The sequence below is a fragment of the Lentibacillus cibarius genome, from assembly GCF_005887555.1.
GTDB classification, from domain to species: domain Bacteria; phylum Bacillota; class Bacilli; order Bacillales; family Amphibacillaceae; genus Lentibacillus; species Lentibacillus cibarius.
This window is the reverse complement of record NZ_VCIA01000001.1, coordinates 1,634,733-1,659,134: the sequence shown is the minus strand read 5'-3', so window position 1 is coordinate 1,659,134 and position 24,402 is coordinate 1,634,733. Positions and strand designations below refer to the sequence as shown.

Genomic DNA, 24,402 nt, shown 5'->3' with positions numbered 1-24,402 from the left:
CGGGGGAGTGGTGAGCCTCCTCGGGCTCGTGCCCTGTGGGGTCTCACCGATCTCCTACTTCGAGGCTGCTGAAAAAGCATCCTATTTGAAGGATTAAAAGGTATAAAAGAAAAAAGAGAGGAACTTTTTCCGTTTTATTGGAAAAATGACTCCCTTTTTTCTTTTTTATCTCGTATTCTTGCCTAATTTTCGTTCATTAGCTTTATAATTCTTTTCATATTAGCCACAAATATGGTTGCAGCTCCTTGTATTTTCATGCCAAATAGACCCGAGGAATTAGCGTTTTTAAACCCGTGTCTGTATTTTAATTCACTATTTTTAGCTTCGATTTTGTACCGTTCTCTCGCTAATCGTTTAAATTCTTCTGTCTCCTGAAAACTCTCCTGAGCTAGATGCTCTGTCGATTTGACAGTTACAGAATAAGTTTTTGTTTTAGCTCCTTCTTTGTAACAACCGGCACGTAATGGGCATACTTTACATTTTTCGACATCAAAGTAATATTTTAATTGCGCATTTTTGGATGTATCCTGTCTCTTTTTGATTGCCTTTTTTGTCGCCAAGTGTCCGGCCGGGCACACGTACATATCCGCGTCTTTATTAAATTCAAATCCCTTATCTTCGCCGCGTTTTCCATTCGTAATCACGGGATGTAAGGGGGAGACTAATTGCATTCCTTTATCCTGCACATAATTTAAATTATTCTTACTAGAATAGGCGGTGTCTCCAATGACTGTATCCACTACCACGCCATTTTTTTCGGTGTTCTCTATTAGCTCACTTAAATAATTGGTATCACTTTTTTCACCAGACGTCACCACTGCAGCTGTAATAATTCGTTCATCTGACATCGCAATATGGGTTTTATAACCTAAAAAAGAATAGTCAGCTGCTTTATAGCCTTTTCGAGCATCAGGGTCTCCACCATAATCAGCTTCTTCTTCAATATCTTCTATGACTTCTTTCACCATATTGATTTTTTCTTTAACGGCAGGGAGCTGTTTTACATGTTCTTCTTTTTCAATAACATTGATGACGGCATTCGTATAGGTGAGTTCCTCTTCCAGGGAATCAGTCGTTGGCTTGGCTGGGAATTTCTCTTTCAAGGATTCATGGTGTTTATAAACCGTTTTTCGTAATAATTTGGATTTCTCTTGAACATATTCCCTAGCCGTTTTGGCATGAAAGCGAGATGTCGTATGGGTGGCATCTACAATAATACTGTTGCTTTTTAATACGTCATGTTCCAACGCTAGTGCAACCGTCTTTTCCACAAGCATATCCATGAGATCTTTATCCTGCAAACGAAGTCTGCGGAATTTGGTTAGCGAGCTGGAGTGGATTACGGAAGCTTCTGGTACGAGATCCAGAAAGTATTTAAAGGATAAATCGTATCGAGCGCGTTCCACGAGATCCGCATCTGATAAGTCATAAATTTGTTTAAGAAGAAGATACTTAAACATTCGAACGGGAGACTCCGCATTTCGTCCATTGTCCAGGCAGTATTTATCCTTTAATTCATCTTCAATAAAATGAAAATCCACTAGCTCCTTCATTTGACGGAGGAAATTGTCTTCCGGAATCAGCATCTCATATAGTTCATCGTGTGCACTTAATGGTAAAGATGGTTGGCGTTCTAACATTGGAAATCCCCGCTTTTTAAGTTAATACTATAATTATAAACCATTTTCAGGGTGTTCTGGCATGATTTTTAAATTTTTTAGGGACTTTTTCAGCAGCTTCCTCCTACTTCCCGCAGGAGTCTCCGTGTATTTCCTCCGCTGGTGTTGTACTTTTGATCTTATTACATTTACATGATGCTTAGTTATATCTCTATTTTGATGGTTGATTGGAGTGGAGGCCGGCCGACTACTGCGGGAAAAGGTAGGCAGGCGCCCGGACAGGACGTCGCATTCTTAGCCTGCAAGGGCGCTTGCCGCGTTTGTTATCAGCATTCATCCAGTTTACGATTCAGTTCTTTCATCCGATTTTCGATCTCGATCAACCGATTTTCACCGGCGGATGTGTCCACACTGAACGATGTTGCCTTCTCGACATCTCCCTGGATACGGCTGTAATCTGCTTTCAGTTCAGCCATTTCCGCTTCAATTTCCTTTTTTGTCATAGTATCACTCCTGTCTGTAGTGTAGCCTAGATCCCCGCTGGAAAACAAGGGGAACACGTCATATCAATGCATCTTCTTCATTTGGTTTGGAATCCTGATAGGAACCATAAAAGTGGCTGATGATTGTTTTAACAACGGCGTACAATGGGACAGCAAACAGCATTCCCAATAATCCCGCGATACTCCCCGCCGCAAGAATTACCGTAATCACTGTCAATGGGTGCAAATGCAATGCACGTCCCATGACATTTGGCGACACGAGGTTACCTTCAATCTGCTGGGCTATAATCATGACAATGGCTACCCAGACGGCCATCATTGGATCTTGGAAAAACCCGACAATAAGTGCGGGCGTGACTGCAAGGTAAGGGCCGAGAAACGGGATGACACTGATGACCATACCGAAAATAGCCAGTGTCAGCGCATAATCCAGATGAATAATGGAATAGCCGATATATAATAAAATACCGATACAGACACTGACAATCAGCTGTCCCTGAATATAAGAAGTGAGTGTATCGTTAATCTTTTGTAATAGCGAGCGAATATTGGCAGCTTTCTTGGCTTCGAAAAATTGAGTGATAAATGGCGCGAATTTTTCCCCATCCTTTAACATAAAAAAGAGGAAAAATGGAATGAGCACGATAGAAAACATAAACCCGATAAACTCACTGATGAATCCAAAAATAAAGCCCATGAACGATTGAATATAGGACTGGAGATTCGATGTGAATTCATTAATCGTTTCATTTACTCGTTCCGGGATAAGGTTCTGATTATCCTGCCAATACGAGATGAGATCTTGTATGCCAGCCACCATGCGCGGTATATTATGGACAAGGTTCGTAAATTGCCGCTGGAGTACTGGTGCAACATACGTGACAATCAGAAACAGTACCAGAATAAGCAGGAGAAACACGATAAGGATGGAAACGATTCGGTTTATTTTATATTTCTCCAGCAGGTCAACTAGCGGCCGTGTCAGGTAAAATAGAATCCCGGCACCGATGATGGGCAAAGCCACCGCGCCCATGTACGTAAATAGAGGATTAAATATAAAACTCGTTTTAGAAATGAGCAAAATTAATAGAAATATGAGAATGAGCATCGTCATTGTTTGGAATGAGCGTTTTTCCAGCACTGTCATTACGTCCTTTCTGCGAGCATTTTGTTCTATTGTAACGGTTTTTCTATGTGATAAAAAGCAATCACTAGTAGTTTTGTCTAAACCGGCAGGGGATAAACGTTGCGTCATCGGCACCATAACCATGTTTCATAGAATACGGGACAAAAGTATGATAGAATTTGTGCTAACGTCACAAACTTCGGTACTCGCTATAAGGAGAGGCGATGCCGAGTTTTGAATGCGATTAAAGGTGGAGGAAGTGCTTTATGCGTCAGTGGGAGACGGTTTACGAAAAATGGATGAATTGTGAAGGATTGGATTCACATCTCAAACAAGAATTAGAAGCAATAAGTAATCAGCCTGAGGTGCTGGAGGATGCATTTTACCGCGATTTAGCGTTTGGAACCGGGGGAATGCGCGGTGTGCTTGGACCGGGAACAAATCGCTTGAATAGGTATACCGTTCGGAAAGCGGTAAATGGGTTGTGTCATTATTTGAAAAAGCATTGTGTCAATGTGTATGACCGTGGCGTAGCAGTATCATATGATTCCAGATATATGTCAAAAGCATTTGCGCTTGAGACGGCAAAAGTACTTGGTGCGCATGGAATAAAAGCATATGTGTTTAATACGCTACACCCGACACCACTGCTTTCGTTTGCTGTCCGCTACCTTGGTGCTGCCGCGGGGGTCATGATCACGGCAAGTCATAACCCGCCGGAATACAATGGTTTTAAAGTTTACAATGAAGATGGCGGACAAATTACACCGAATGAAGCAGCTGCCATTACAGAGGAGATTGAAAAAACGGAGGACGAATTGTCCGTCCCAGTTATAGAACAAGCCGAACTGGAAGCACGCGACTTACTCACATGGGGTGGGCAGGAAGTGGATAACGCCTACTTGGAGCAGCTAAAGTCCATAACGAAACTGGATTCCTTAGAGCAACAGCAGGAGAAAGACTTGCAGATTGTCTTTACGCCATTGCACGGGACCGCCCATAACCTAGTAGTGCAAGCACTAAAGCAGCTGAACTTCTATCAGGTGGATGTGGTTGAGGAACAGGCCACACCGGACCCGGAGTTTTCCACAGTTGCTTCGCCTAATCCGGAAGAACACCAGGCATTTACGATGGCCATCGACCTGGCTAAACGGTCGAATGCAGACATTCTGATCGGAACTGACCCTGACGCAGACCGGCTAGGCGCTGCGGTGACAAATGACATGGGCGAGTATACGGTGCTTACCGGCAATCAGCTTGGCGCTTTGATGCTCGATTATCGGTTAAAAACTACTAACCCGAAACTGCTGGCAAATGCGCGTATGATTAAGACCATCGTCACATCCGAACTCGGTAGAAGGATTGCTGACAATTACGGAGTCAAAACGATTAACACATTAACAGGCTTTAAATATATCGGTGAAAAAATCCGTCAGTTTGATGCCACCGGTGAGTCATTTACTTTTGGCTATGAGGAAAGCTACGGCTATTTGATTAGTGATGTTGTTCGTGATAAAGACGCGGTTCAGGCAGCAGTGTTTGCTTGTGAAATGGCTTATTATTGGAAAAAACAAGGTAAAACACTATATGACGCATTGCATTCACTTTATGAACAGTACGGTTATTATCTGGAGGATATGATTTCACTGAAGTTGACCGGTAAAGAAGGAACGGACAAGATCTCCAGTATTATGCAGGTGGCACGGACCGAGTCACTTACTGACATTGGCGGAGTGAACGTACAAGCTGTTGAAGATTATTGGAGTGGTAAGCGCATAACGCCGCACACCGGACAAACAGAGCAGATTGAACTGCCGCGGGAAAATGTGGTGAAATTTTTGCTGGACGATGACTGCTGGGTCTGTCTGCGCCCATCAGGAACAGAACCGAAACTGAAATGTTATGTCGGTGTGCGTGGTGACAGTGAAAAAGAGAGCAAGAAGCGGCTGGATGATTTGACTGCGGCGATGAATGACTTTTTAATTAGGTACAATCGTAATTAGCATCCCATCGTTCAACACGAACGGTATCATTTGACATTTAACGACAAACGCGGTTTAATGAAAACAAACATATGATTCGTTCCTGTTTCGAAAAGGGGAGTAGCTGTACAATTAAAGTCGTCATTTCGAGATGCTTATCTCCGGCTTGGTTGGCAACGTCACGTTGTTAGCGAGACCTTTACCACAAAATGGTAAGGGTCTTTTTTTATGGTCTGTGAAAGTATAAAATGAGCAATACAATTTTTACTGGCAAAGTTTAGCCACGTCCGGCTTCGACGTACAGGACGTACTAGTGCCGGCGTTGGCACAGGACGTGCCGAACTTAGCCGGCCAGCGCCCAACGTCGGCATACCCCATAAAGGGGCATGTTTCCTTTATCTCCTGCGGCTAGTAGGGAAGATCGGCTAAGCCCGCCGCGATGCGCGGCAACGCCGATCCACCTGCGACGCGCAGGCGCAGTCCGTACGTCGCTACGACGCAAAGGACGTGCTAGTGCAGGCGTTGCGACAGGACGTCGCGTTCTTAGCCTGCCCGGGCGCTTACGCCTTTGTTTTGGTCCCAACCATTTGGTGGGATCATAAAGAAGAAGGAGAGATGATTGTGGAGGCACAATTACTGATTGAATATTTATGGGTATTGGTGATACTGGTCGGCTTGGAAGGGTTACTCGCTGCCGACAACGCACTGGTGCTCGCTATAATGGTGAAACACCTCCCGCACGAAGATCGGAAAAAAGCACTTTTCTACGGGTTGGCCGGAGCGTTTGTGCTACGGTTCGGTTCACTGTTTATTATTTCGTTTCTTGTTGACGTTTGGCAGGTACAGGCCTTGGGTGCGCTCTATTTGCTCGGTATTTCCGGGAAAAACTTATACGATAAATTCAAACCGGAGAACGGGGAAAACGGCGGACCGAAACCGAAACCGGCCGGCAGCGGTTTTTGGATGACAGTTGTAAAGGTGGAATTTGCCGACCTTGCTTTTGCTGTTGACTCGATTTTGGCTGCAGTCGCACTGGCGGTTGCCCTTCCCGATACGGCTTGGCCGAATATCGGCAGTCTGGATGGTGCGAAGTTTGCCGTTGTCTTTGCCGGTGGGATGATCGGTTTGATTATTATGCGGTTTGCCGCCAATATTTTCGTGGAATTGCTTAATAAACGTCCTGGTTTAGAAGTGGCCGCGTTTACCATTGTTGGTTGGGTTGGTGTAAAATTGACACTGATTGTTCTTGCACACGACGATATCGGGTTGATTCCACATGAATTCCCCCACTCAACAACTTGGAAACTTATATTCTACGGTGTACTCGTTGCCATTGCGTTAACAGGTTGGTTTGCATCTGGGAAAACAGAAAAAAATGCGCCACAACATGACAATTCATGAGAGGGTGTGATACCTAGTATGCTTATAAAGACGAAGCGTATTTATGAAGCAGTAGATCGTGAGGACGGTGTGCGTGTGTTAGTGGATCGGGTTTGGCCTAGAGGTGTCTCTAAGGATGCCGCACAGCTTGACTATTGGCTGAAAGAAGTCGGACCATCTAGCGAATTGCGCAAATGGTTCGCCCATGATCCGGACAAGTATGAAGAATTTAAACAGAAATACAAAGAAGAGCTTGAGAATGGGAAACAGCAAGAAGCCCTCCAGCAGCTGAAGGAACTAACAAAAGATAATCATAAGCAGCTAACCTTGTTGTTCGCAGCTAAAGATGAAACATATAACCAGGCCAATGTGCTTAAAGAAATATTGGACAGGCAATAGACAAGAGCGAGCCGAATGACATCCTTTTCACCTGTGTAACCATATAAACAGCAAGCAAAAAAGCACAGAAAAACGTCTGTGCTTTTTTTCGAGTTATAAACTTGCTATGTTGTGTAGTAACTGTGCTCAATTCCATTTGATTCTGGAGGAAAAATAATTTTTACTCATCAATCTTTTCAGCATCACGTACAGGAGGGTTACTTTCGGCCTGACTTTCCTTATCAAAATAAGCAACCACCTGATTGCCAACTTTTAAATCTGAACTTTTGTAGATAGTTGGAGGTACATTATAATAAGCACCATCTTTTTCTTTAGCTAATTCTTTTAGTTCGTCATCATCTTTTTTCGAGATATTAACGTCTTTAACATCTGATATAACCAACATAAAATACCATCCTTCAAATGAATCACTATCCTCATTCTTTTTCTCTATACTCACAATAGTCCCTTTGTGTTTATCCAATGTATCTATGTCTTCTTCCTGTCCACAGGCAATTAATGTTATCGATAAAGCTAGAAATAAAAAAAGTAATCCCTTTTTCACGCTAGAATCTCCCCTATAACAACATATGGAATTTCCCTGGATGGATGCAAAAACTATCTAACAATGAAGCCTTTCACCCTATCTTCTTTTTCATGATACTGTTCAAATAATACCATATTCCACTAATTGGCTCCGATTGCTTAGCACAACGAGATTATCTAATAAAAGGGGATGCAACATCATATGTGATTGCACCCCCTAATTAATATACTATTTAATGTGTTATCCTAGTTTCTGATAAGATAGTCAAATGCATTTAAGGCCGCATTTGCGCCGGATCCCATGGAAATGATAATCTGTTTATTTCGATCATCAGTACAGTCTCCTGCAGCAAACACACCAGGTACATTTGTTGCACCATTTCTGTCTATCACAATCTCACCGAATTTATTCCGTTCCACAGCGTTACCTAACCAATCGGTATTTGGCAGAAGACCGATTTGGACAAATACACCATCCAATTCAATGTGCTGCTCTGTTTCCGATTCACGATCGATGTAGGTAATACCGTTTACGTTGTCATCACCGGTGATTTCTGTTGTTTTTGCATTCGTTACAACAGTAGTGTTTGGCAAGCTGTTCAGCCGCTCCTGTAATACAGAATCAGCTTTCAGTTCCGGTGAAAACTCAAGAACTGTTACATGCTTAACAATACCAGCGAGGTCAATGGCGGCTTCTATACCAGAGTTACCGCCACCAATAACGGCTACGTGCTTACCTTCAAACATCGGACCGTCACAGTGCGGACAGTACGCGACACCTTTGTTACGGAATTCTTCTTCCCCAGGTACGCCCAACTGACGCCAGCGAGCACCTGTTGCAAGAATAACGGACTTGCTTTGGAGAGTAGCACCGTTTTCTAGCTCTATGTCAACGAAGTCCTGTTTTCTTTCCAATTGCTTGGCACGCTGCAAGTTCATCACATCGATATCGTAATCTTTCACGTGTTCCTCGAGATCAGCTGCAAATTTAGGACCTTCCGTACGCTTCACACTGATAAAGTTTTCAATGCCTGCGGTGTCATTGACCTGACCGCCGATACGCTCGGATACAATACCTGTCCGAATACCTTTACGTGCTGCATAGATAGCGGCACTGGCACTTGCAGGTCCGCCTCCAACAACAAGTACATCATATGGATCCTTGTTCTCGAATTCAGACGCATCCGGGGTACTGCCTAACTTGGCAAGTATCTCTTCCAGTGTCATACGGCCGCTTCCGAATGATTCGCCATTCAAGAACACGGTAGGCACGGCCATGATGTTATTTGCTTCTGCTTCCTCTTTAAATGTCGCACCATCAATCATGGTGTGCGTCACGTTCGGATTAAGAACACTAAGTACGTTTAGTGCCTGGACAACAACCGGACAGTTTTGACAACTAAGGCTTACATAGGAAACAAAGTGGTGTTCCCCTTCCAAATTCTTCGCTTGATCCATTAGTTTCTGGTCTTCTTTCGGAGTTCTTCCGCTCACATGCAAAAGTGCCAGTACCAAAGATGTAAATTCATGGCCAAGCGGGACACCGGCAAACGTTATACCGGTGTCTTCGCCAATCCGGTTTACACTAAAACTTGGTGTTCGCTCAAGTTCGGTCGTTTCCACTTTAATATGGGATGACATGGTTGCTAGTTCATCCATTAGTTCCATCATGTCGCGGGAAGCCTCATCGGAACCTGCGCTAACTTTAAGCAGTACATCGCCTTCCATTAGTTCAAGGTATTGAGCTAATTGAGCTTTTAGATCCGCGTCTAATATCATAGTTGAACTCCCCTTAAATTTTGCCTACAAGATCAAGGCTTGGTTTCAATGTTTTGGAACCTTCTTCCCATTTTGCCGGGCAAACTTCGCCTGGATTGTTACGTACATATTGTGCTGCTTTCACTTTGCTGACAAGCGTGCTAGCATCACGGCCGATACCGTCTGCATTGATTTCAGCAGCTTGCACAACACCGTCCGGGTCAATGATGAACGTTCCGCGTTGCGCAAAACCTATTTCTTCATCTAATACATCAAAGTTGCGAGAGATAGTTTGGGAAGGGTCGCCAATCATGGTATATTCAATTTTGCTGATTGCCTCAGAGTGATCGTGCCATGCTTTATGGACGAAATGACTATCTGTTGAAACGGAATACACTTCAACACCAAGCTCTTTCAAATCAGCATATTGGTTCTGAAGGTCTTCCAGTTCTGTTGGACAAACGAATGAAAAGTCTGCCGGGTAAAAGCAAACAATGCTCCAGTTTCCTTTTAGATTTTCATCAGTCACTTCGATAAATTCTCCGTTACTTGGGTTGTAGGCGGATGCCTGGAATGGTTGAATTTCTTTTCCAATTAAAGACATAGTTAATCTCCTCCTAATTTTGAAATAATGTATAATGGTTTGTTTCGAACCTAATGTTTTTTCTAGATTATAATTTATATAATCCAATACTAACTATTACATGAAATTTGTTTTTCGTCAACTATAACGCAATACCCAAATCCCTACTTCCACTATGCATGATTGATTAGTTGTTGTGCAAGTTATCTGGATTCTTAGACTGCCCATTTTTGCTAATTCGACACTTGTTGTTCAATATTTTGTCATCATTTTCTATCATCTTTTTCGCGCTGTGGTGTAATCGTCATGTTAAAGGAAATGTGGTAACTTGACGTTAGGATAAAAAGACCAAGGAGGAAAGAGATGCAAAAACAACATTCACTTATAGAAATACTTGGAGCTGCCCTCAAGTTGGGGTTAACCTCGTTCGGTGGTCCAGTTGCCCATCTTGGTTATTTTAAAGGTGAATACATTGATAAACGAAAGTGGCTAGATGATAAAACATATGCGGACATAATTGCACTGTGCCAGTTTCTTCCTGGACCAGCCAGCAGTCAAGTCGGAATATCGATTGGCATGCTGCGTGGTGGTATTTTAGGAGGACTTGTATCCTGGTTCGGCTTTACCGTTCCTTCTGTGATCGCACTTGTATTGTTTGCGTTATTCTATCAAAACTTTTCGCTGGGAGACGCGGCCTGGATTGCCAGCTTGAAAATAGTAGCAGTGGCTGTTGTTGCCCATGCGGTTATTGGCCTCGGTAAAAAGCTGACCCCTGATACACCACGCATTGCCGTTGCGCTGACGGCGGCTGTTGTTATGTTACTTTTCCCGTCAGCATTGGTACAGCTAGGTGTCATTATTGGTGCGGCTATGTTGGGATTTTTTCTATTTTCCAATCAAGCTATACCGCGCGTTCAGCCGTTTTCTATGCCCATAAGCAAAAAACAGGGCGTGGTATCATTGGCGGTGCTGGTAAGCTTACTTATCGGCTTGCCATTGATTTCCCAAACGGTGTCTAACTTGTATGTCACACTCGCTGATATCTTTTTTCGAGTAGGATCCCTTGTCTTTGGTGGTGGCCATGTCGTCCTGCCGCTTTTGGAGCAGGAAGTGGTGCCGAATGGCATGCTTACTGGTAGTGAATTTCTCGCAGGCTACGGAATGGCACAGGCGGTTCCTGGGCCGCTGTTCACGTTTTCCAGCTACTTGGGCACGATGATTAGTGGTATAGGCGGTGCGATTATTGCGACGTTCGCCATCTTTTTCCCGTCTTTTCTGCTGCTTATCGGTGCACTGCCTTTCTTGTCCGAGCTGCGCCAACGTTCCGGTTTTCAGGGCGTCCTAACCGGGGTGAACGCCAGTGTGGTCGGTATATTGCTGGCAGCGTGGTATGACCCGGTTTTTACCAGTTCCGTTGCGGATGGTGCAGACTTTGCATTGGCTGTAGCGCTGTTCGGCCTGCTACATTTTTGGAAAGCACCGGCATGGCTCGTTGTAATCATTGGTGTTATTGTTGGTACAGGCATGAGTTATATATTTGGATAGGAGTGATCAGATGGCACAGCATCATTTTCATTTACAAGCGAATTGGCCAGGCGGTAGGAACAGTACCGGATCAATTGCAGCCGGGAATTTGCAGACGAAAATCTCGATACCGCCGGAGATGGACGGACCGGGCGTGGGTACCAACCCGGACGAAATGTTATTGGGAGCGGCAGCCACATGCTATGTAATTACACTCGCAGCGATGATCGAACGGTCCGGACTACCGCTTGCGGAAATGTCACTTGACTCGGAGGGAGTAGTAGACGTGACGAAAGGTGTGTTCACGTATAAAAAAATCATCCATAAACCATACGTGGCCTTGCAGGACGGTGCGAGTGAGAAGGAATATGCAAAACTGCAAAAACTTATCGAAAAAGCCGAATCAAGCTGCATGATCTCCCGCGCCGTAAAAGGCAATGTAGAAATAGAAGTGCAGGCAACTGTTGAATAAAGTGGGTGACACGCTCGCGGCGCGGTGCGAAATTCGCGCGAAAACAGGAAAAGTCGCGCGGCCGGGGGAGTCTTTCTCACGTCTTTACTCCCGGGTCATGTTGATGATTTTGTCGATTGGTTGCTGCTGTTTGGCGGTAAAGTAGGTTTTGAACGGACATCCGTTTGTTCGGACGCGGTCGATAACATTAGCAATGCTGAACATGTCTGGTGCGAGGCTGTCATTGACTTCCGCCCAGAAAAGTGGTGTAGCAACGGTGGCGTCATCCCATTTTCGAGGGGAATAGGGTGCGATTAATGTTTTGTCTTTCGCGTGCTGCACGTAGTCGATATACAACCGGCCAGCGCGCTTTTCTTTCAAACGCTCGGTCGTGAAGGCGTCCGGATACTCCTGTTCAAGCGTCCAAGCAATCGCTTGCGTGAATATACCTGTTTCCGTATACGTCATGCTTCCGGCTGGAATGGGAATGTGTACTTGCAGCCCTTTTCCGCCGGATGTTTTGACAAATGAAATCAGGTCAAGGTTGTCCAGCAGCTGCTTCAGCAATGTCGCAGCTTTAACCGCCAGATGGAATGCTTCCCGTCCAGGCGGGTCCAGGTCAAACACAATCTCATCCGGTTGTGTGTGATTGGCTGTTTGAAACGGGATATGATATTCGATGGCTCCGTGATTAGCAAACCAGATAAGTGCGTCCAAATTGTTACAGGTCAAGTGCACCCGGTCGCCACGACGCACACCTTCGACAAAATCCGGCGCATAATCCGGCAAGTGTTTCTGGAAAAAGGATTCCTCTTCTACCCCGTCCGGACAGCGGATAATGGTGAGCAGCTTGTCCTGCAAAAACGGCAGCATATATGGCGCGACCTCCCGCATGTAAGCGAGTAAGTCCCCCTTCGTTATTCCTACAGATGGCCAAAAAACTTTCTCCGTATTGGTCGCCTCAACGGTCTCCGGCAGCATGGCCATATCCAACGTCATTTTTTCTGCTGTACAGTCAGTTGCATGCATATCCGGAAGTAGCCGGTGGAAGGAGGGTTCGCGTATTTCACCCGACACCAAGTCCAATGTATGGATAGATGCGCAGACTGCGGGCGGAAGACGGTAGCCGTCCGGTTCGTTCGTCCCATTGGTGACAAACAACTGCCGCAACGCATCGAATTCCGACTCATCCAGCCCATGCTTGCATTTCCCGATTTCAACCGGCTGGCCGTCTTGAAAAACACCAGCAGTAAAGTAATCATTTTTCGTATGATAAAAGGTTAAAAATGCTGTAATCGTCCGCCAGTTTTTAATTTTAAACCAGTCATGGTGGTCTTTCGCGTGTTTATAGACACTTGTTTTTCGTTTCGCAACAAGACCTTCCCCTTTATAGTGATCCATTTTCCTCCACGCTGCATCTGCATCGGTCAAAAATGGGACAAGATAAATAAGATCACCTAACTGGTTGGCACCACCAAACAACTTTTTTAACCGCCGCTTCCGTTGTTCCAAGGATTCTCCCGTCAGCGAATTGCCCGCCTCCAAAAGCAGATCAAATGCCATAAAACTTACCGGGCGTTCGGATGAGGCTCGCGCAATCCGGTCGTTATTTTTCATCCGACCGCGTTGTTGAAGTAAGGAAAAATTGGCCTGGTGCGCATTGTTTAGGACAACGAGCTCCCCGTCGATCGTTAGCGGCAAAAGCTCCTCGACCAATGGCTGCTGCGTTAGGCAAGCTGCAACGATTTCGGGAAAATTAGCTGTCAAATCCGTGTGTTTTCTACTGATGAGTTTAACCGAATCTTTTTCCCATTGCAGCAGACAACGGAACCCGTCATATTTTGTTTCATACACCCAGTCGTCGCCAAGTGGTAATTTTTTACTGGCTATCGGCTTCATGACATCCATCCAACCACACTCCTTGCTGTTACGTTGCCTCCAATCAGCGCGATTTATTAGGATAAATTTTTCCCTTATTCACAAACTATAGAACAAAGGTCGCTGGCCGGCTCCATTCAGCACGTCCGGTACGTGGGACGGACGTGACTTACTTCTGCCAGTAAAAATTGAAAAAAGGAGGCAGTCCCTATGCATACGATGTGGAAAGGAACGATTAGCTTCGGACTTGTCAATATTCCGGTGAAAATGCACGCCGCAACCGAAAACAAAGACGTGAAATTGCGCAATCTCCATAAAGAATGCGAAACACCGATTAAATATGAGCGCGTCTGCCCGAACTGTGACCGGGAAGTGGAAAATGACGAGGTTGTGAAAGCATACGAATACGCCAAGAATAAATTTGTTGTGCTTGACGATGAGGAGCTGGAGAACCTCAAAAAGGAGCAAAAAGATAAAGCAGTAGAAATCATGGACTTTGTCGAATTGGACGAAATAGACCCGATTTATTTTGAAAAAAGCTATTACTTATCACCAGATGAAGGCGGGGCAAAATCGTATGGACTTCTTCGCTCGGCATTGAAGGATACCGGAAAAATCGGCGTTGCCAAAATGATGATCCGCTCTAAAGAACAATTGGCTGTTATCCGCATTTATGAAAATACTCTTGTCGCCGAAACGATTCATTATCCGGATGAAGTCCGCGATGTAAAGGATGTCCCGAATGTGCCGGAAGCAGATAATGCAGATGAAAAAGAATTGGATACGGCAAAGATGCTGATTGACCAACTGTCTGCAACATTTGATCCGGAAAAATACAAAGATGAATATCGCACGGCGCTGCTGGAGCTGATTGAAGAAAAGAAAGATCAAGACGAGGTTACAACCGCTCAGGAAAAACCAAAACCCGACAATGTTACCAATCTGATGGACGCCTTGCAAAAGTCGCTTGACCGAGCCCAGGACGATAAAAAGACAAAACCAAAACGGAAGACCGCCAAAAAAACAGCCCCAAAGAAAAAAGTCGCCAAATAAACGTGGGATAGGAAGACCGATTAGATTATCGCGCGAGTTTGGGCTCGGGTCGCGCGACTTTTCTGGTTTTCGCGCGAGTTTGTGCCTGTGCCGCGCGACTTTTCCCGTTATCGCGCGAGTTTCGCCCCAATGCGCGCGACCTCCAGCCGGGTTTCACGAGTCCCTACAAGTTTACAAAATTTTTCCGATGGTTACATTCCACTTACATTCCATTAACAATCATCAAAAAGCGGTGTCCACCTGTCGTAATGCTGTAGTAAAACGGGTATATATGGTTTGAACAGCATGATTAAAGCGCAAAGGGTGTGGGGAATGAAACGGAATGCTTATGTAGATAATGCGAAATTGCTGCTTGTTTATTTGGTTGTGTTTGGTCACGTTATTCAGCCATTTACAGCAGCGTCGACAGGAATGAACACATTGTATTTATGGATTTACACGTTTCATATGCCGGCATTTATTTTTCTGTCAGGTTTTTTTGCTAAAGGTTCAGGGAACATAACTTATATTACGGGCTTGATGAAAAAGCTGCTGCTCCCGTACGTTATATTTCAAATGGTTTATACAGGTTATTTCTTTTTAATTGGGAAGGGAAGCTGGCAGGCGGGTATGTTTTATCCGCATTGGTCGTTATGGTTTTTGTTTAGTTTGTTCAGCTGGCATATGCTGTTGATTTTATTTAAAAGGGTGCCTGCCGGGATGGGGATCGCTATTTCGGTCGGCGTTGGTCTGATTGTCGGCTTATTCGGTGAAATTGGGCATACGTTTAGCTTGTCAAGGACGTTTGTGTTTTTTCCATTTTTCCTTCTTGGCTACTGGATGACGAACGAGCAATTGGGATGGTTGAGGCGACTGCGGGTGCGAATTGCTGCACTTGTTGTCATGTCCGTCATTGGAGCGGCCATTTATTTGGCGCCTGATTTCAATTCGGGTTGGCTGCTTGCTTCCAAGTCATATAATGATTTGGGTATGCCTGATTTAGGAATATTTGCAAGATTACTAGTTTATGTCACGTCCGGATTGATGGCTGCTAGTGTGCTGGCATGGGTTCCATCCAGACACGGCCGGCTCACTTATTTAGGCAGGCGCACGTTATATGTTTATTTATTGCATGGATTTTTTATCCAGCTATTCCGAAAAGCAGATCTGTTTGCCGTTCATCACGTTATGGACGTTCTCGGGCTAGCCATGGTTGCTGCTGGCATTGTGTTTATACTCGCAAGTAAGCCGGTTCTGGGTGTTTGGCAGCCATTGGTAGAAGGAAAAATAGCAATGCTGAAACGGGGCAACGGTTACAGACAAAATCGGCCAAGTAAGAGCGCATAGGAGGATTGAGCAGATCACATGCTGCATTTCTGAACAAGTGGACCGGTCAGTAAAACTATCAATCTGGGAAAGGAAAGGTGAAAGCAATGAAGATAATTGTATTTGGCGCAAGTGGCTATGCAGGTTCGGCAATCTATCAATTGTTGAAAAACGACCCACAGACGGAGGTGATAGGTACCTATCTGGACGATCCGGGCATGTTCGATGATCTGTATAAACTTGATGTAAACGAGCCAGAATCATTTTCAGCATTTTTTAAACAAATTCAGCCGGATGCTGTTGTCTGGTCTGTTATGAGTGGCCCTTATGAAGACGAGTTAATCAACGAGGGGCTGCTGCATCTAATCAATCATTTATCACCAGAAACAAAACTGGTGTATATCTCAACGGACTTTGTATTTGCAGATGGGTATGGTCCATATACAGAGGATAGTGTGATTACAAAACTTCCCGACGAACATGTGTTAAGCACCTATGCCAATGCAAAAGTGAAGGCTGAGCGTTTTATTAGAAATGATCTGATAAATTGCGTGATTTTACGGGCTGGCCCAATTTACGGAAAAAATAGCCTCGGCAAGCGAGATGAACGTACCAATCAATTGCTCACATCACTACGCCAAGGGGAGACGACCGCTTATCGCGATGACTTAATTCGAACGTTTGTGCATGTGGACGACCTGGCTGCTGCGGTGAAGGCATTTGCAATGAACGAATTGACAGGTGTTTATCATGCCGGGCCTAATCAAAGGGCAAGTTTTTATTCGTTTATGCGACGAATGGCGGAATCGCTTGGTTATGACAAAGAGTTGGTTCAACGGGCAGAAAAAGAGGAATTACCGGACAAAGAAATTCCCAAAAACACAGCACTGGCAACTGAAAAAATAGTAAAGGAAACCAACCTTCACTTTCGCCCACTACCGTAAAGTGCGAGTTTTGCCCTGTGCCGCGCGACTTTCCTCCCCGGGCCGGGCTATTTATCCCCGTTAAAGCCAGATAAAACAACAAAAACACCCGGTGGTTTAATCAATCCGGGTGTTTTGTTTGGCGTGATGATGCCCGCCTAATGTATCTTCTTTTAAAATATGAAATGTGCGAACAGCGTGATGATTGGCAGTGTAATCAGCGTCCGCTGCAAAAATATGATAGCCAGATCTTTAAAAGAAACAGGTACTTTGGAACCGAGCAGCAGTCCTCCGACTTCCGATAAATAAATTAGCTGTGTGACCGATAGTGCTGCGATGATAAATCTTGTTATTTCCGCCTCAATGGTAGATCCAATAATGGCTGGTAAAAACATATCGGCAAACCCAATCAGGATTGTTTCGGATGCTTCCTGAGCAAATGGAACTTGCATCAGTTCCAAAAGTGGGATGAACGGCAGGCCAAGCCAGCTAAAAAGGGGCGTATGCTCTGCAAAGATTAAGGCAACAAGGCCGAATGCCATAACAATCGGCGCAACTCCCATCCACATGTCCAGAACATTTTGGGCGCCTTCTTTAAAGAGTTTATAAATACTTGTTTCCCCTTTTGCTCTATCTAATGCCTTCTTATAGCCATAGGTCAGACTGTTATAGCCTGCAGGAATTTCTTCCTTAATGCCACCAGACGTTTCGGTGATGTATGTGTCTGCTTTCCGGGACAGTGGAGGAATTCGTGGCATTATTAGTGCCGCGATAAATCCGGCTGCGATTACTGTCAGATAAAACGGGATGAACATGTCACCGAGCCCTACTTCACTGACAACAACTAATGTGAATGTAATGGAAACGATGGAAAAAGTCGTACCGATCACGGCTGCTTCCCGCTTTGTATAATAACCATCCTCATACTGCTTACTCGTCATTAATACGCCAATTGTCCCGTCACCAACCCATGAGGCAAGCGAGTCAACGGACGAACGGCCGGGCAGTTTGAATAATGGTCGCATAATCTTGGTCATCAACGTTCCAAATAAATCCAACAGCCCGTAATTCATTAATAACGGCAAAAACAGTCCTGCAAATAAAAAAACGGCAAACAATACGTGCAATAAATCTCCCAGAAGCATTTGTCCGGTGGCATCGCTATAAATAGCAGCCGGCCCGATACGGAAAAATACCATTACGGCAAATACTGCCGCAAGCACCCGTGTCACGGTCCAAAAGCTACTTGTATAAAATAGCTGCTGAAAAAAAGGTGTCCGCCTAAAGGCATCAGGTCCTATTATTTTAGCGAGCACGGTCAAGATTGCTGTAACGATAATAATAACCATCATAATAGCTGAAAGCTGATCCTTAAGCAGTGACTCCACCCAGCCGGCCATGACTGCAATCGGAATGGTCATTCCATCACCGGTACTGACCGGGGTCATGAACAGGAAAATGCCTAGCAGCGATGGAATAAGGAATTTTAAATGATCTGTTAGTTGATAGGTTCGTTTCCCCATGAAGCTCCCCCTAAATAAGCGACTTTCTTTTAAGTATAAAGGACTTGATTATTTCTGACCAGTATAATTATGCATATCTGTTTTTTCGACATAGATAGGGAGAAAAAATATTAAAAGTGCATAAATGTCCACCTTGAATCGTAGAATAATAGTGTCCGTTTCTTGAAATTCTTTGTTTTATTGTATGGTTTATGTTTAACTTACTAATAAATAGGGAAATTTTAAATGATTAGCTTAAACAAAACTCGGAAAAGGAGACTTAAAAATGAGTGACTTTTTTAAAAAGGGATTTCTTCTTGGACTTGGGGTAGCAGTAACCGGGAAGGAAAAGCTAGAACAGAAGCTACAGACTTTAGTAGATAAAGGGGAGTTAACACAGGACCAGGCCAAAAATATGCTGCATGAGTTCACGGAAAAAGGCGAATTAAAAACGGAAGAATGGAATGCGAGAAGTCAAGAGCAGATGCAGGAGCTTGCAAAGGATCTTGGGCTTGTCACAAAAGATGACATTAAAAAGCTAGAATCCCGCATGGCCGAACTCGAAGCGAAACTTGACGAAAAAGCATAACAAATCGCTCGAACCCAAATGTTGAAACGTGTCGGTTATCAGTTAATTTTGTATATTTTCACTTTCGTATTGATTATTGGCACCATTAACGATACAATGAGTAAAAGGATCCGCAACGGTGACAGCATTATAGGGGGGATGCAGCGTTATGGATAATCTGCTGAAGGTGCGGGAGGACACAGAAAAACAGCTCGGCCGAAAACTTCAAGAGAAAGAGCTTGTCTTCCTGCGATGGGTTTATGAGAAATACAAAGAAGAATCACAGAAGAGGCTACAGGTATAATACTTAGGGGGAAAACTTGGGGGAAGTCTTGGTGCATATCCAAGACTTTTTATATGTTAACAGATAGCGTCAATGTTATACTGGTTACACGTAGTAACGTAAAAGGAGTGGCAATCATGGCGGTAACAAATGATACAATCATTCAGAAGATGCAGAAAGAACTAGCACAAGCAAAACAGCTGACCGGGGATGAACGCGCTATGAAAAAACATATTGCGAATATCCATCTGCTATGCGAACTGCTGCTAGAGGAGGAATCCATACCCGGAGCTGGAAGTGATTTCACTGTTGAAGAAATGAAGGCGATGATCGGGACAACAACTCCCCCCACACCACGGGAGACCACGGGAAAAGTTTTGGAAGAAGACGGAGCAAATGGCGATTCTATTTTTGACTTTTAACATACATCTGGGACGGAGAGGAGCATACATATGAAGGCATTTCTGGCACTCGGAGCGATTAATGGCTTTCTGGCCGTTGCGCTTGGGGCATTCGGGGCACATGGCCTGGAAGGTAAGCTTACGGAAAAGGCACTTGGCACATGGGAAAAAGCTGTGAACTATCAGATGTTTCATACGATGGCATTGTTGGCTGTCGGACTGCTGCTGGCCAAATGGCAGAATGGTGGACTGATTTGGGCTGGCTGGATGTTTTTGATTGGAATCATTCTTTTCTCCGGCACACTCTATATCTATTCGGTGACCGGTGTGAAAACATTCGCGATGATTACCCCGCTTGGTGGTGTCGCTTTTTTGATCGGCTGGGTGCTCGTTGGCTATGCCGTTATGAAATACTTATAGCTTGAACAGCAGGATGGTGGACAGAAGCACAACCATACCGGCTTTGATAAATTGTTTGATACCAAGATCCTTATAGTTTGTGTTCAAATAAATGACACCTTCACAAAAAATGCTATATCCAAGTATATATAAGCTACATAGGATAATGAATCGGTTACCTTGGATGATTGAAATAATACCGACCACGACAGCCAGTCCAAGCGTAAGGCGCTCCATCTTTAAGTATTTTTCATACGGACTTTGCATATGAGCCACATCCCCTCTTGTTGATCAGCAAGCGCCCGAGTTAGAGACGGGCGCTTTTTATTTTCACAAACAACTGGCGGTAAGGCCCCCACTTCAAGCTCATCAAGTAAGATAAAAGGGGGGAGCGGGGATTGAACTACCGAGCCGACTAACACAACGTTCTTGAAAATAACCACGTTTACTGCAAGTGTAAAGCTGTCGCGGCTTCTCTGTTTTATGCGGGCGCCTAGTCGATTGCGGGTGTATATGATCGTGTAAAGGAAAAGGAGGAGTCCAACGCGGTATGGACTCCTCGGTAGGTATGTCGACCTGGCTTATGTGTCTTCGCGCGTCGGTTGTTGAGTTATTTGTCCACCGTTAAATGGATACTGATAATTAAGTTCCTCGTCAAAGGTGATGTAATCCAGATAAATCATCAGTAATAAATACCGTTTCCCTGTCTTTGGATCACTGAGAATAATGTGATCCCTTCCGGCCGCCTCGACAATCCCTTTAAAGATTTTTGCATTCCATTGTTCATTATTTTCAAATGTCATATAAACGGTGGCTGTTTTTCCCTCATTCAACCGCAGAATGTTTTCAATATAGGATTGTTCTGACGGGAGCATTGTTTGCTGTGCCGGCGGCTGCATTTGTTGATACTGTGGCATCTGCTGGTATTGCGGGAATTGTTGCTGTTGATACTGCGGCATCTGCTGCTGATATTGTGGGAACTGTTGCTGCTCATATTGCGGTACCTGCTGCTCATACTGCTGTCGTATTGCGGAAATTGTCTTGGGTCATAAGCCGGATAATAAGCAGGTGACGCCGTTGGAAAATAGAAGGATGGATACGCCTGATAAGGGTTTGGGTCATAATAATTTTCACTCATATGAAAACCTCCTGTTGATAATATACGTTGGGACACTCCGTTGAGAGCGGTGCATAAAGCGATGGGATTTATTTTTTCATAAGATTGTTTCTCTGGACCATTGCGCTGGATATGCACCACTCAGTTAAAACCATCATAAATTGGCCGTCTTTCTTGTGTATCGGATTACTGCCGCATCAACGCCTTCTCATGTCACCATGTTTAAGATGATTTACTTTCCTAGATATCTATATGTGGGCGAAAAGGAAATGATGACAATGGACCGGATACTAATGTATGTGGTTTTTTGACAAATTGGGCTAATGGTCGACACTTTAGGGGTGACATATGTCTATTGGGAGGATGGTGATCATTTTACTTTCCTAACCTTTAAAAAAAGAACCGGCAACAGTACCGGTTCTTCATTTCAATATTTATACTTGCAAATAGGCGTCAATGGCATCCTTGGCAAGATGATTACCGACAAAAAACGCTCCGAACTCGCCATATTTGGCACTCACTTCGTCAAAACGCATTTCATAGACGATTTTTTTCAGCTGGAGCACGTCGTGTGCAAATAAGGTCACACCCCACTCCCAATCGTCAAAACCAAATGAACCAGTAATAATCTGCTTGATTTCACCAGCATATTGGCGCCCGGTTTTGGAATGTTCGTAAAGTAGTTTTGCCCGTTCCTTAAAATCAAGCGCGTACCAGTTTTCATCTCCCTCACGCCGTTTATCCATCGGGTAGAAGCACATATGCTCCCATTTTGGTAATATTGGGTAAAGCCGCTCCCGGACTTTTGGATCATCTGCTGAAGTTTTCCCACCATATTGTGAAATTTCAACAACGGAAACATACGAATGAGCAGGGCGCAGAAACTCGGCAAATTTTGATTTGTTGAATTCTGTTTCAATGTCCGTTAATTCGTTCATCGTCGGGCGCAAAAACATGAACATTAAGTCCGCTTTCTGGCCGACAACGTTGTAAAGAACGTGACTGCCTTTTTCCGCTGTTTCGACTTCTTCCCATTTTGTCAGCAAGTTTTTGAATTCCTGAATGGCTTCATCACGTTCCTCGCTGGATGCCATTTTCCAAGAAGTCCAATCCACGGTACGCATGTCATGTAGGCAATACCACCCGTCCAATGTTTTAACCGCTTCAGCTGCCATAGTAAATCTCTCCTTCATTAGTAAGTTCCGATATGTTACTTTCGGATTGGCTGCTTCACTGATGTATCGATAATCATTACAGTGACTAATTGTACATGTTTTAACTATATCATATTTAGGGTACGATAAGCATGAAAATGATATGCCTGTCATTTTAATCACCATATGCTTATCAAAATTGTTTTCATAGGACAGGAATTCGCTTATGATAGAAGTGTATCGTTGTATGAATAGGAGGTTCTTAGCATGAGCAATCTTTTTGATGAAATAGAAGGACGACTGAAAGAGAGGAATAAACGGATTGTTTTCCCTGAAGGACTGGACGAAAGGATTTTGACAGCGGCTGAACAGCTTGCTGCTAAAGGAATCGTTACACCTATATTATTGGGAAATGAGCAGGAAATCAGCAGCAAGGCGAAAGCAGCCGGTGTTGATGTATCCCAGTGCGAATGGATAGATCCGAGCGATGATGCAGGTTTTACTGAAATGGTTGACGCGTTTGCCGAACGCCGCAAAGGCAAAGTGACAGCCGACGAGGCAAAAGACATTCTCCGCGATGAAAATTATTTCGGCACGATGCTGGTCTATATGGGCAAAGCGGATGGGCTTGTCAGCGGCGCGGTTCATTCAACTGCTGATACTGTCCGTCCGGCGCTACAGATTATCAAGACGAAAGAAGGCGTTAAGAAAACATCCGGCGTGTTTATCATGGTCCGGGGTGATGAAAAATATGTTTTCGCTGATTGCGCGATTAATATGAGCCCTGACAGCCAGGATTTGGCGGAGATCGCCGTTGAAAGTGCCAATACAGCCAAACTGTTTGATGTAGATCCGCGTATCGCCATGCTCAGTTTTTCCACGAAAGGATCTGCTGAATCGGAGGAAACAGACAAGGTTGTCGAGGCGCTAAATCTGGCGCGAGAGAAAAATTCATCGCTTGTGATTGACGGAGAATTCCAGTTTGACGCGGCCTTTGTTCCGGACGTCGCCGCTAAAAAAGCCCCTGACTCTGTGCTGAAGGGCGATGCGAATGTGTTTATTTTTCCGAGCCTGGAAGCAGGTAATATCGGTTATAAAATCGCACAGCGGCTTGGCAATTTCGAAGCGGTTGGCCCAATCTTGCAAGGGCTGAACAAACCGGTGAATGACCTGTCACGCGGCTGTAGCGCCGAAGATGTGTACAATCTGGCATTGATTACGGCAACGCAGGCATGATAGGACAAAAGCGTACAGTTAAGCTGTGCGCTTTTGTTATATCGATATGAGTAATGAAATATATATGGTGGTATGAATTCTGAGATGAGGCGGTTTTTATACATTTAGTATGGGCGCGATTGACGCATGACCGATGTAAAGGTATAAAGCGTAAAGCAATATAGGAGAGGGTGGATGGTGGTTGTTGCAAAAAGAAGATACGGTATTTGTTCTTGTGGATGTTCAGGGTAAGCTCGCTCGAACTGTGGTGGACAGTGAGCGGGTGCTGGGTCAATTAGAAAAACTGATTAGGGGACTTCAAGTTCTAGACATCCCCATTATTTGGTTGGAGCAATATCCGGAAGGGTTGGGGGAAACGGTCCCGGAGCTAGTTCAATATCTTAATGGCTTAAAACCAATCCCCAAAATGACGTTCAGCGCATGTAAAAACGACACGTTCATAAGCAAGCTCCAATCAACTGGACGCGGCCAGGCACTCATAGCCGGGGTAGAGGCACATGTTTGTGTCTATCAGACGGCAATGGAGCTGCATACGATGAATTATGACGTCCATCTCGTTAAAGATGCTGTGTCATCACGAACTGCTTCCGACAGACAAATCGGCATCCAGGCAATGGAACAGGCCGGTATTAAAGGTACGAGCGTGGAAATGGCGCTATATGAATTAATGGAAGTAGCGGGAACAGATACATTTAAACAAGTGTTGAAGATAATTAAATAGATTAGTCGGAAA

Annotated in this window: 25 protein-coding genes; 14 read left to right on the top strand and 11 right to left on the bottom strand. The window is 44.5% G+C overall.

The features are described from left to right. Positions 1–182 precede the first annotated feature (182 nt). The 3 genes from FFL34_RS07935 to FFL34_RS07930 all read right to left on the bottom strand — a co-directional run bounded on the left by FFL34_RS07935 (position 183) and on the right by FFL34_RS07930 (position 3,269). Positions 183–1,640 (bottom strand): IS1182 family transposase, encoded by a 1,458-nt coding sequence (locus FFL34_RS07935; RefSeq protein WP_129678471.1) that lies wholly within the window; start codon positions 1,638–1,640, stop codon positions 183–185. Between the two features lie 305 nt (positions 1,641–1,945). Further along, complete coding sequence (locus tag FFL34_RS18210) at positions 1,946–2,122, bottom strand: SE1832 family protein (RefSeq protein ID WP_171046325.1); 177 nt, start codon at positions 2,120–2,122, stop codon at positions 1,946–1,948. A 58-nt stretch (positions 2,123–2,180) separates the two neighbouring features. Beyond that, on the bottom strand, positions 2,181–3,269 hold the full coding sequence (locus FFL34_RS07930; RefSeq protein WP_318279617.1) for an AI-2E family transporter: 1,089 nt from the start codon (positions 3,267–3,269) through the stop codon (positions 2,181–2,183). 245 nt (positions 3,270–3,514) lie between these two features. On the opposite strand from FFL34_RS07930, the gene FFL34_RS07925 reads away from it, so the two are divergent. From FFL34_RS07925 to FFL34_RS07915, 3 genes are all read left to right on the top strand, one after another. Continuing rightward, positions 3,515–5,251: a phospho-sugar mutase gene (locus FFL34_RS07925; RefSeq protein WP_138602967.1), complete on the top strand. Its 1,737-nt coding sequence runs from the start codon at positions 3,515–3,517 to the stop codon at positions 5,249–5,251. Positions 5,252–5,851: 600 nt separating this feature from the next. Then, the gene (locus FFL34_RS07920) at positions 5,852–6,631 is read left to right on the top strand and encodes a TerC family protein (protein ID WP_138604699.1); all 780 of its coding nucleotides are present in this window, start codon (positions 5,852–5,854) and stop codon (positions 6,629–6,631) included. An 18-nt stretch (positions 6,632–6,649) separates the two neighbouring features. Next, positions 6,650–7,009 (top strand): DUF488 domain-containing protein, encoded by a 360-nt coding sequence (locus tag FFL34_RS07915; protein ID WP_138602966.1) that lies wholly within the window; start codon positions 6,650–6,652, stop codon positions 7,007–7,009. A gap of 160 nt (positions 7,010–7,169) precedes the next feature. On the opposite strand, the gene FFL34_RS07910 is transcribed toward FFL34_RS07915, so the two are convergent. The 3 genes from FFL34_RS07910 to ahpC form a co-directional block, all read right to left on the bottom strand. Beyond that, positions 7,170–7,553, bottom strand: a complete 384-nt coding sequence (locus FFL34_RS07910; RefSeq protein WP_138602965.1) for a hypothetical protein — start codon at positions 7,551–7,553, stop codon at positions 7,170–7,172. A 227-nt stretch (positions 7,554–7,780) separates the two neighbouring features. Then, entirely contained in the window at positions 7,781–9,313 is a 1,533-nt protein-coding gene (gene ahpF / locus FFL34_RS07905; RefSeq protein WP_138602964.1) for an alkyl hydroperoxide reductase subunit F, read from the bottom strand. Positions 9,314–9,326: 13 nt separating this feature from the next. Continuing rightward, positions 9,327–9,896 (bottom strand): alkyl hydroperoxide reductase subunit C, encoded by a 570-nt coding sequence (gene ahpC, locus FFL34_RS07900; RefSeq protein WP_138602963.1) that lies wholly within the window; start codon positions 9,894–9,896, stop codon positions 9,327–9,329. Between the two features lie 342 nt (positions 9,897–10,238). Here ahpC and chrA point away from each other — a divergent pair, with 342 nt between their 5' ends. Next, positions 10,239–11,420: a chromate efflux transporter gene (gene chrA / locus FFL34_RS07895; RefSeq protein WP_138602962.1), complete on the top strand. Its 1,182-nt coding sequence runs from the start codon at positions 10,239–10,241 to the stop codon at positions 11,418–11,420. A gap of 10 nt (positions 11,421–11,430) precedes the next feature. After that, positions 11,431–11,871, top strand: a complete 441-nt coding sequence (locus FFL34_RS07890; RefSeq protein ID WP_138602961.1) for an OsmC family protein — start codon at positions 11,431–11,433, stop codon at positions 11,869–11,871. Between the two features lie 84 nt (positions 11,872–11,955). On the opposite strand, the gene FFL34_RS07885 is transcribed toward FFL34_RS07890, so the two are convergent. Next, complete coding sequence (locus FFL34_RS07885) at positions 11,956–13,758, bottom strand: DNA ligase D (protein ID WP_138602960.1); 1,803 nt, start codon at positions 13,756–13,758, stop codon at positions 11,956–11,958. A gap of 180 nt (positions 13,759–13,938) precedes the next feature. Between FFL34_RS07885 and ku the strand changes: the two genes are divergently transcribed. The 3 genes from ku (at position 13,939) to FFL34_RS07870 (ending at position 17,030) form a co-directional block, all read left to right on the top strand. Beyond that, complete coding sequence (gene ku / locus FFL34_RS07880) at positions 13,939–14,781, top strand: non-homologous end joining protein Ku (protein ID WP_138602959.1); 843 nt, start codon at positions 13,939–13,941, stop codon at positions 14,779–14,781. A 312-nt stretch (positions 14,782–15,093) separates the two neighbouring features. Continuing rightward, positions 15,094–16,107 carry an acyltransferase family protein gene (locus FFL34_RS07875; RefSeq protein WP_138602958.1) on the top strand — a complete coding sequence of 338 codons (1,014 nt, stop codon included), beginning with the start codon at positions 15,094–15,096 and terminating at the stop codon, positions 16,105–16,107. Positions 16,108–16,193: 86 nt separating this feature from the next. After that, the gene (locus FFL34_RS07870) at positions 16,194–17,030 is read left to right on the top strand and encodes an SDR family oxidoreductase (RefSeq protein WP_138602957.1); all 837 of its coding nucleotides are present in this window, start codon (positions 16,194–16,196) and stop codon (positions 17,028–17,030) included. A 152-nt stretch (positions 17,031–17,182) separates the two neighbouring features. Here FFL34_RS07870 and FFL34_RS07865 read toward each other — a convergent pair whose 3' ends face one another. Beyond that, complete coding sequence (locus FFL34_RS07865) at positions 17,183–18,532, bottom strand: YjiH family protein (RefSeq protein WP_138602956.1); 1,350 nt, start codon at positions 18,530–18,532, stop codon at positions 17,183–17,185. Between the two features lie 265 nt (positions 18,533–18,797). Here FFL34_RS07865 and FFL34_RS07860 point away from each other — a divergent pair, with 265 nt between their 5' ends. From FFL34_RS07860 to FFL34_RS07850, 4 genes are all read left to right on the top strand, one after another. Then, on the top strand, positions 18,798–19,100 hold the full coding sequence (locus tag FFL34_RS07860) for a phasin family protein (RefSeq protein WP_138602955.1): 303 nt from the start codon (positions 18,798–18,800) through the stop codon (positions 19,098–19,100). Positions 19,101–19,248: 148 nt separating this feature from the next. Further along, complete coding sequence (locus FFL34_RS18790) at positions 19,249–19,383, top strand: hypothetical protein (protein WP_267900362.1); 135 nt, start codon at positions 19,249–19,251, stop codon at positions 19,381–19,383. A 116-nt stretch (positions 19,384–19,499) separates the two neighbouring features. Further along, entirely contained in the window at positions 19,500–19,784 is a 285-nt protein-coding gene (locus FFL34_RS07855; protein WP_138602954.1) for a DUF5327 family protein, read from the top strand. Between the two features lie 30 nt (positions 19,785–19,814). Continuing rightward, positions 19,815–20,183 carry a DUF423 domain-containing protein gene (locus tag FFL34_RS07850; protein ID WP_138602953.1) on the top strand — a complete coding sequence of 123 codons (369 nt, stop codon included), beginning with the start codon at positions 19,815–19,817 and terminating at the stop codon, positions 20,181–20,183. On the opposite strand, the gene FFL34_RS07845 is transcribed toward FFL34_RS07850, so the two are convergent. The 3 genes from FFL34_RS07845 to hemQ form a co-directional block, all read right to left on the bottom strand. After that, positions 20,178–20,429: a hypothetical protein gene (locus tag FFL34_RS07845; RefSeq protein WP_138602952.1), complete on the bottom strand. Its 252-nt coding sequence runs from the start codon at positions 20,427–20,429 to the stop codon at positions 20,178–20,180. The genes FFL34_RS07850 and FFL34_RS07845 overlap by 6 nt on opposite strands. A 314-nt stretch (positions 20,430–20,743) precedes the next feature. Continuing rightward, positions 20,744–21,121, bottom strand: coding sequence for a spore coat protein GerQ (gene gerQ / locus FFL34_RS07840; protein WP_411712369.1), 378 nt, complete (start codon positions 21,119–21,121; stop codon positions 20,744–20,746). 592 nt (positions 21,122–21,713) lie between these two features. Further along, entirely contained in the window at positions 21,714–22,454 is a 741-nt protein-coding gene (gene hemQ, locus FFL34_RS07835; RefSeq protein ID WP_138602951.1) for a hydrogen peroxide-dependent heme synthase, read from the bottom strand. A gap of 246 nt (positions 22,455–22,700) precedes the next feature. Between hemQ and pta the strand changes: the two genes are divergently transcribed. Together pta and FFL34_RS07825 are read left to right on the top strand one after the other, a co-directional pair. After that, complete coding sequence (gene pta, locus FFL34_RS07830; protein WP_138602950.1) at positions 22,701–23,669, top strand: phosphate acetyltransferase; 969 nt, start codon at positions 22,701–22,703, stop codon at positions 23,667–23,669. Positions 23,670–23,850: 181 nt separating this feature from the next. Then, a complete protein-coding gene (locus FFL34_RS07825; RefSeq protein ID WP_138602949.1) occupies positions 23,851–24,390 on the top strand; it encodes a hydrolase in 540 nt (179 codons plus the stop codon). The last annotated feature ends 12 nt before the right edge of the window (positions 24,391–24,402 follow it).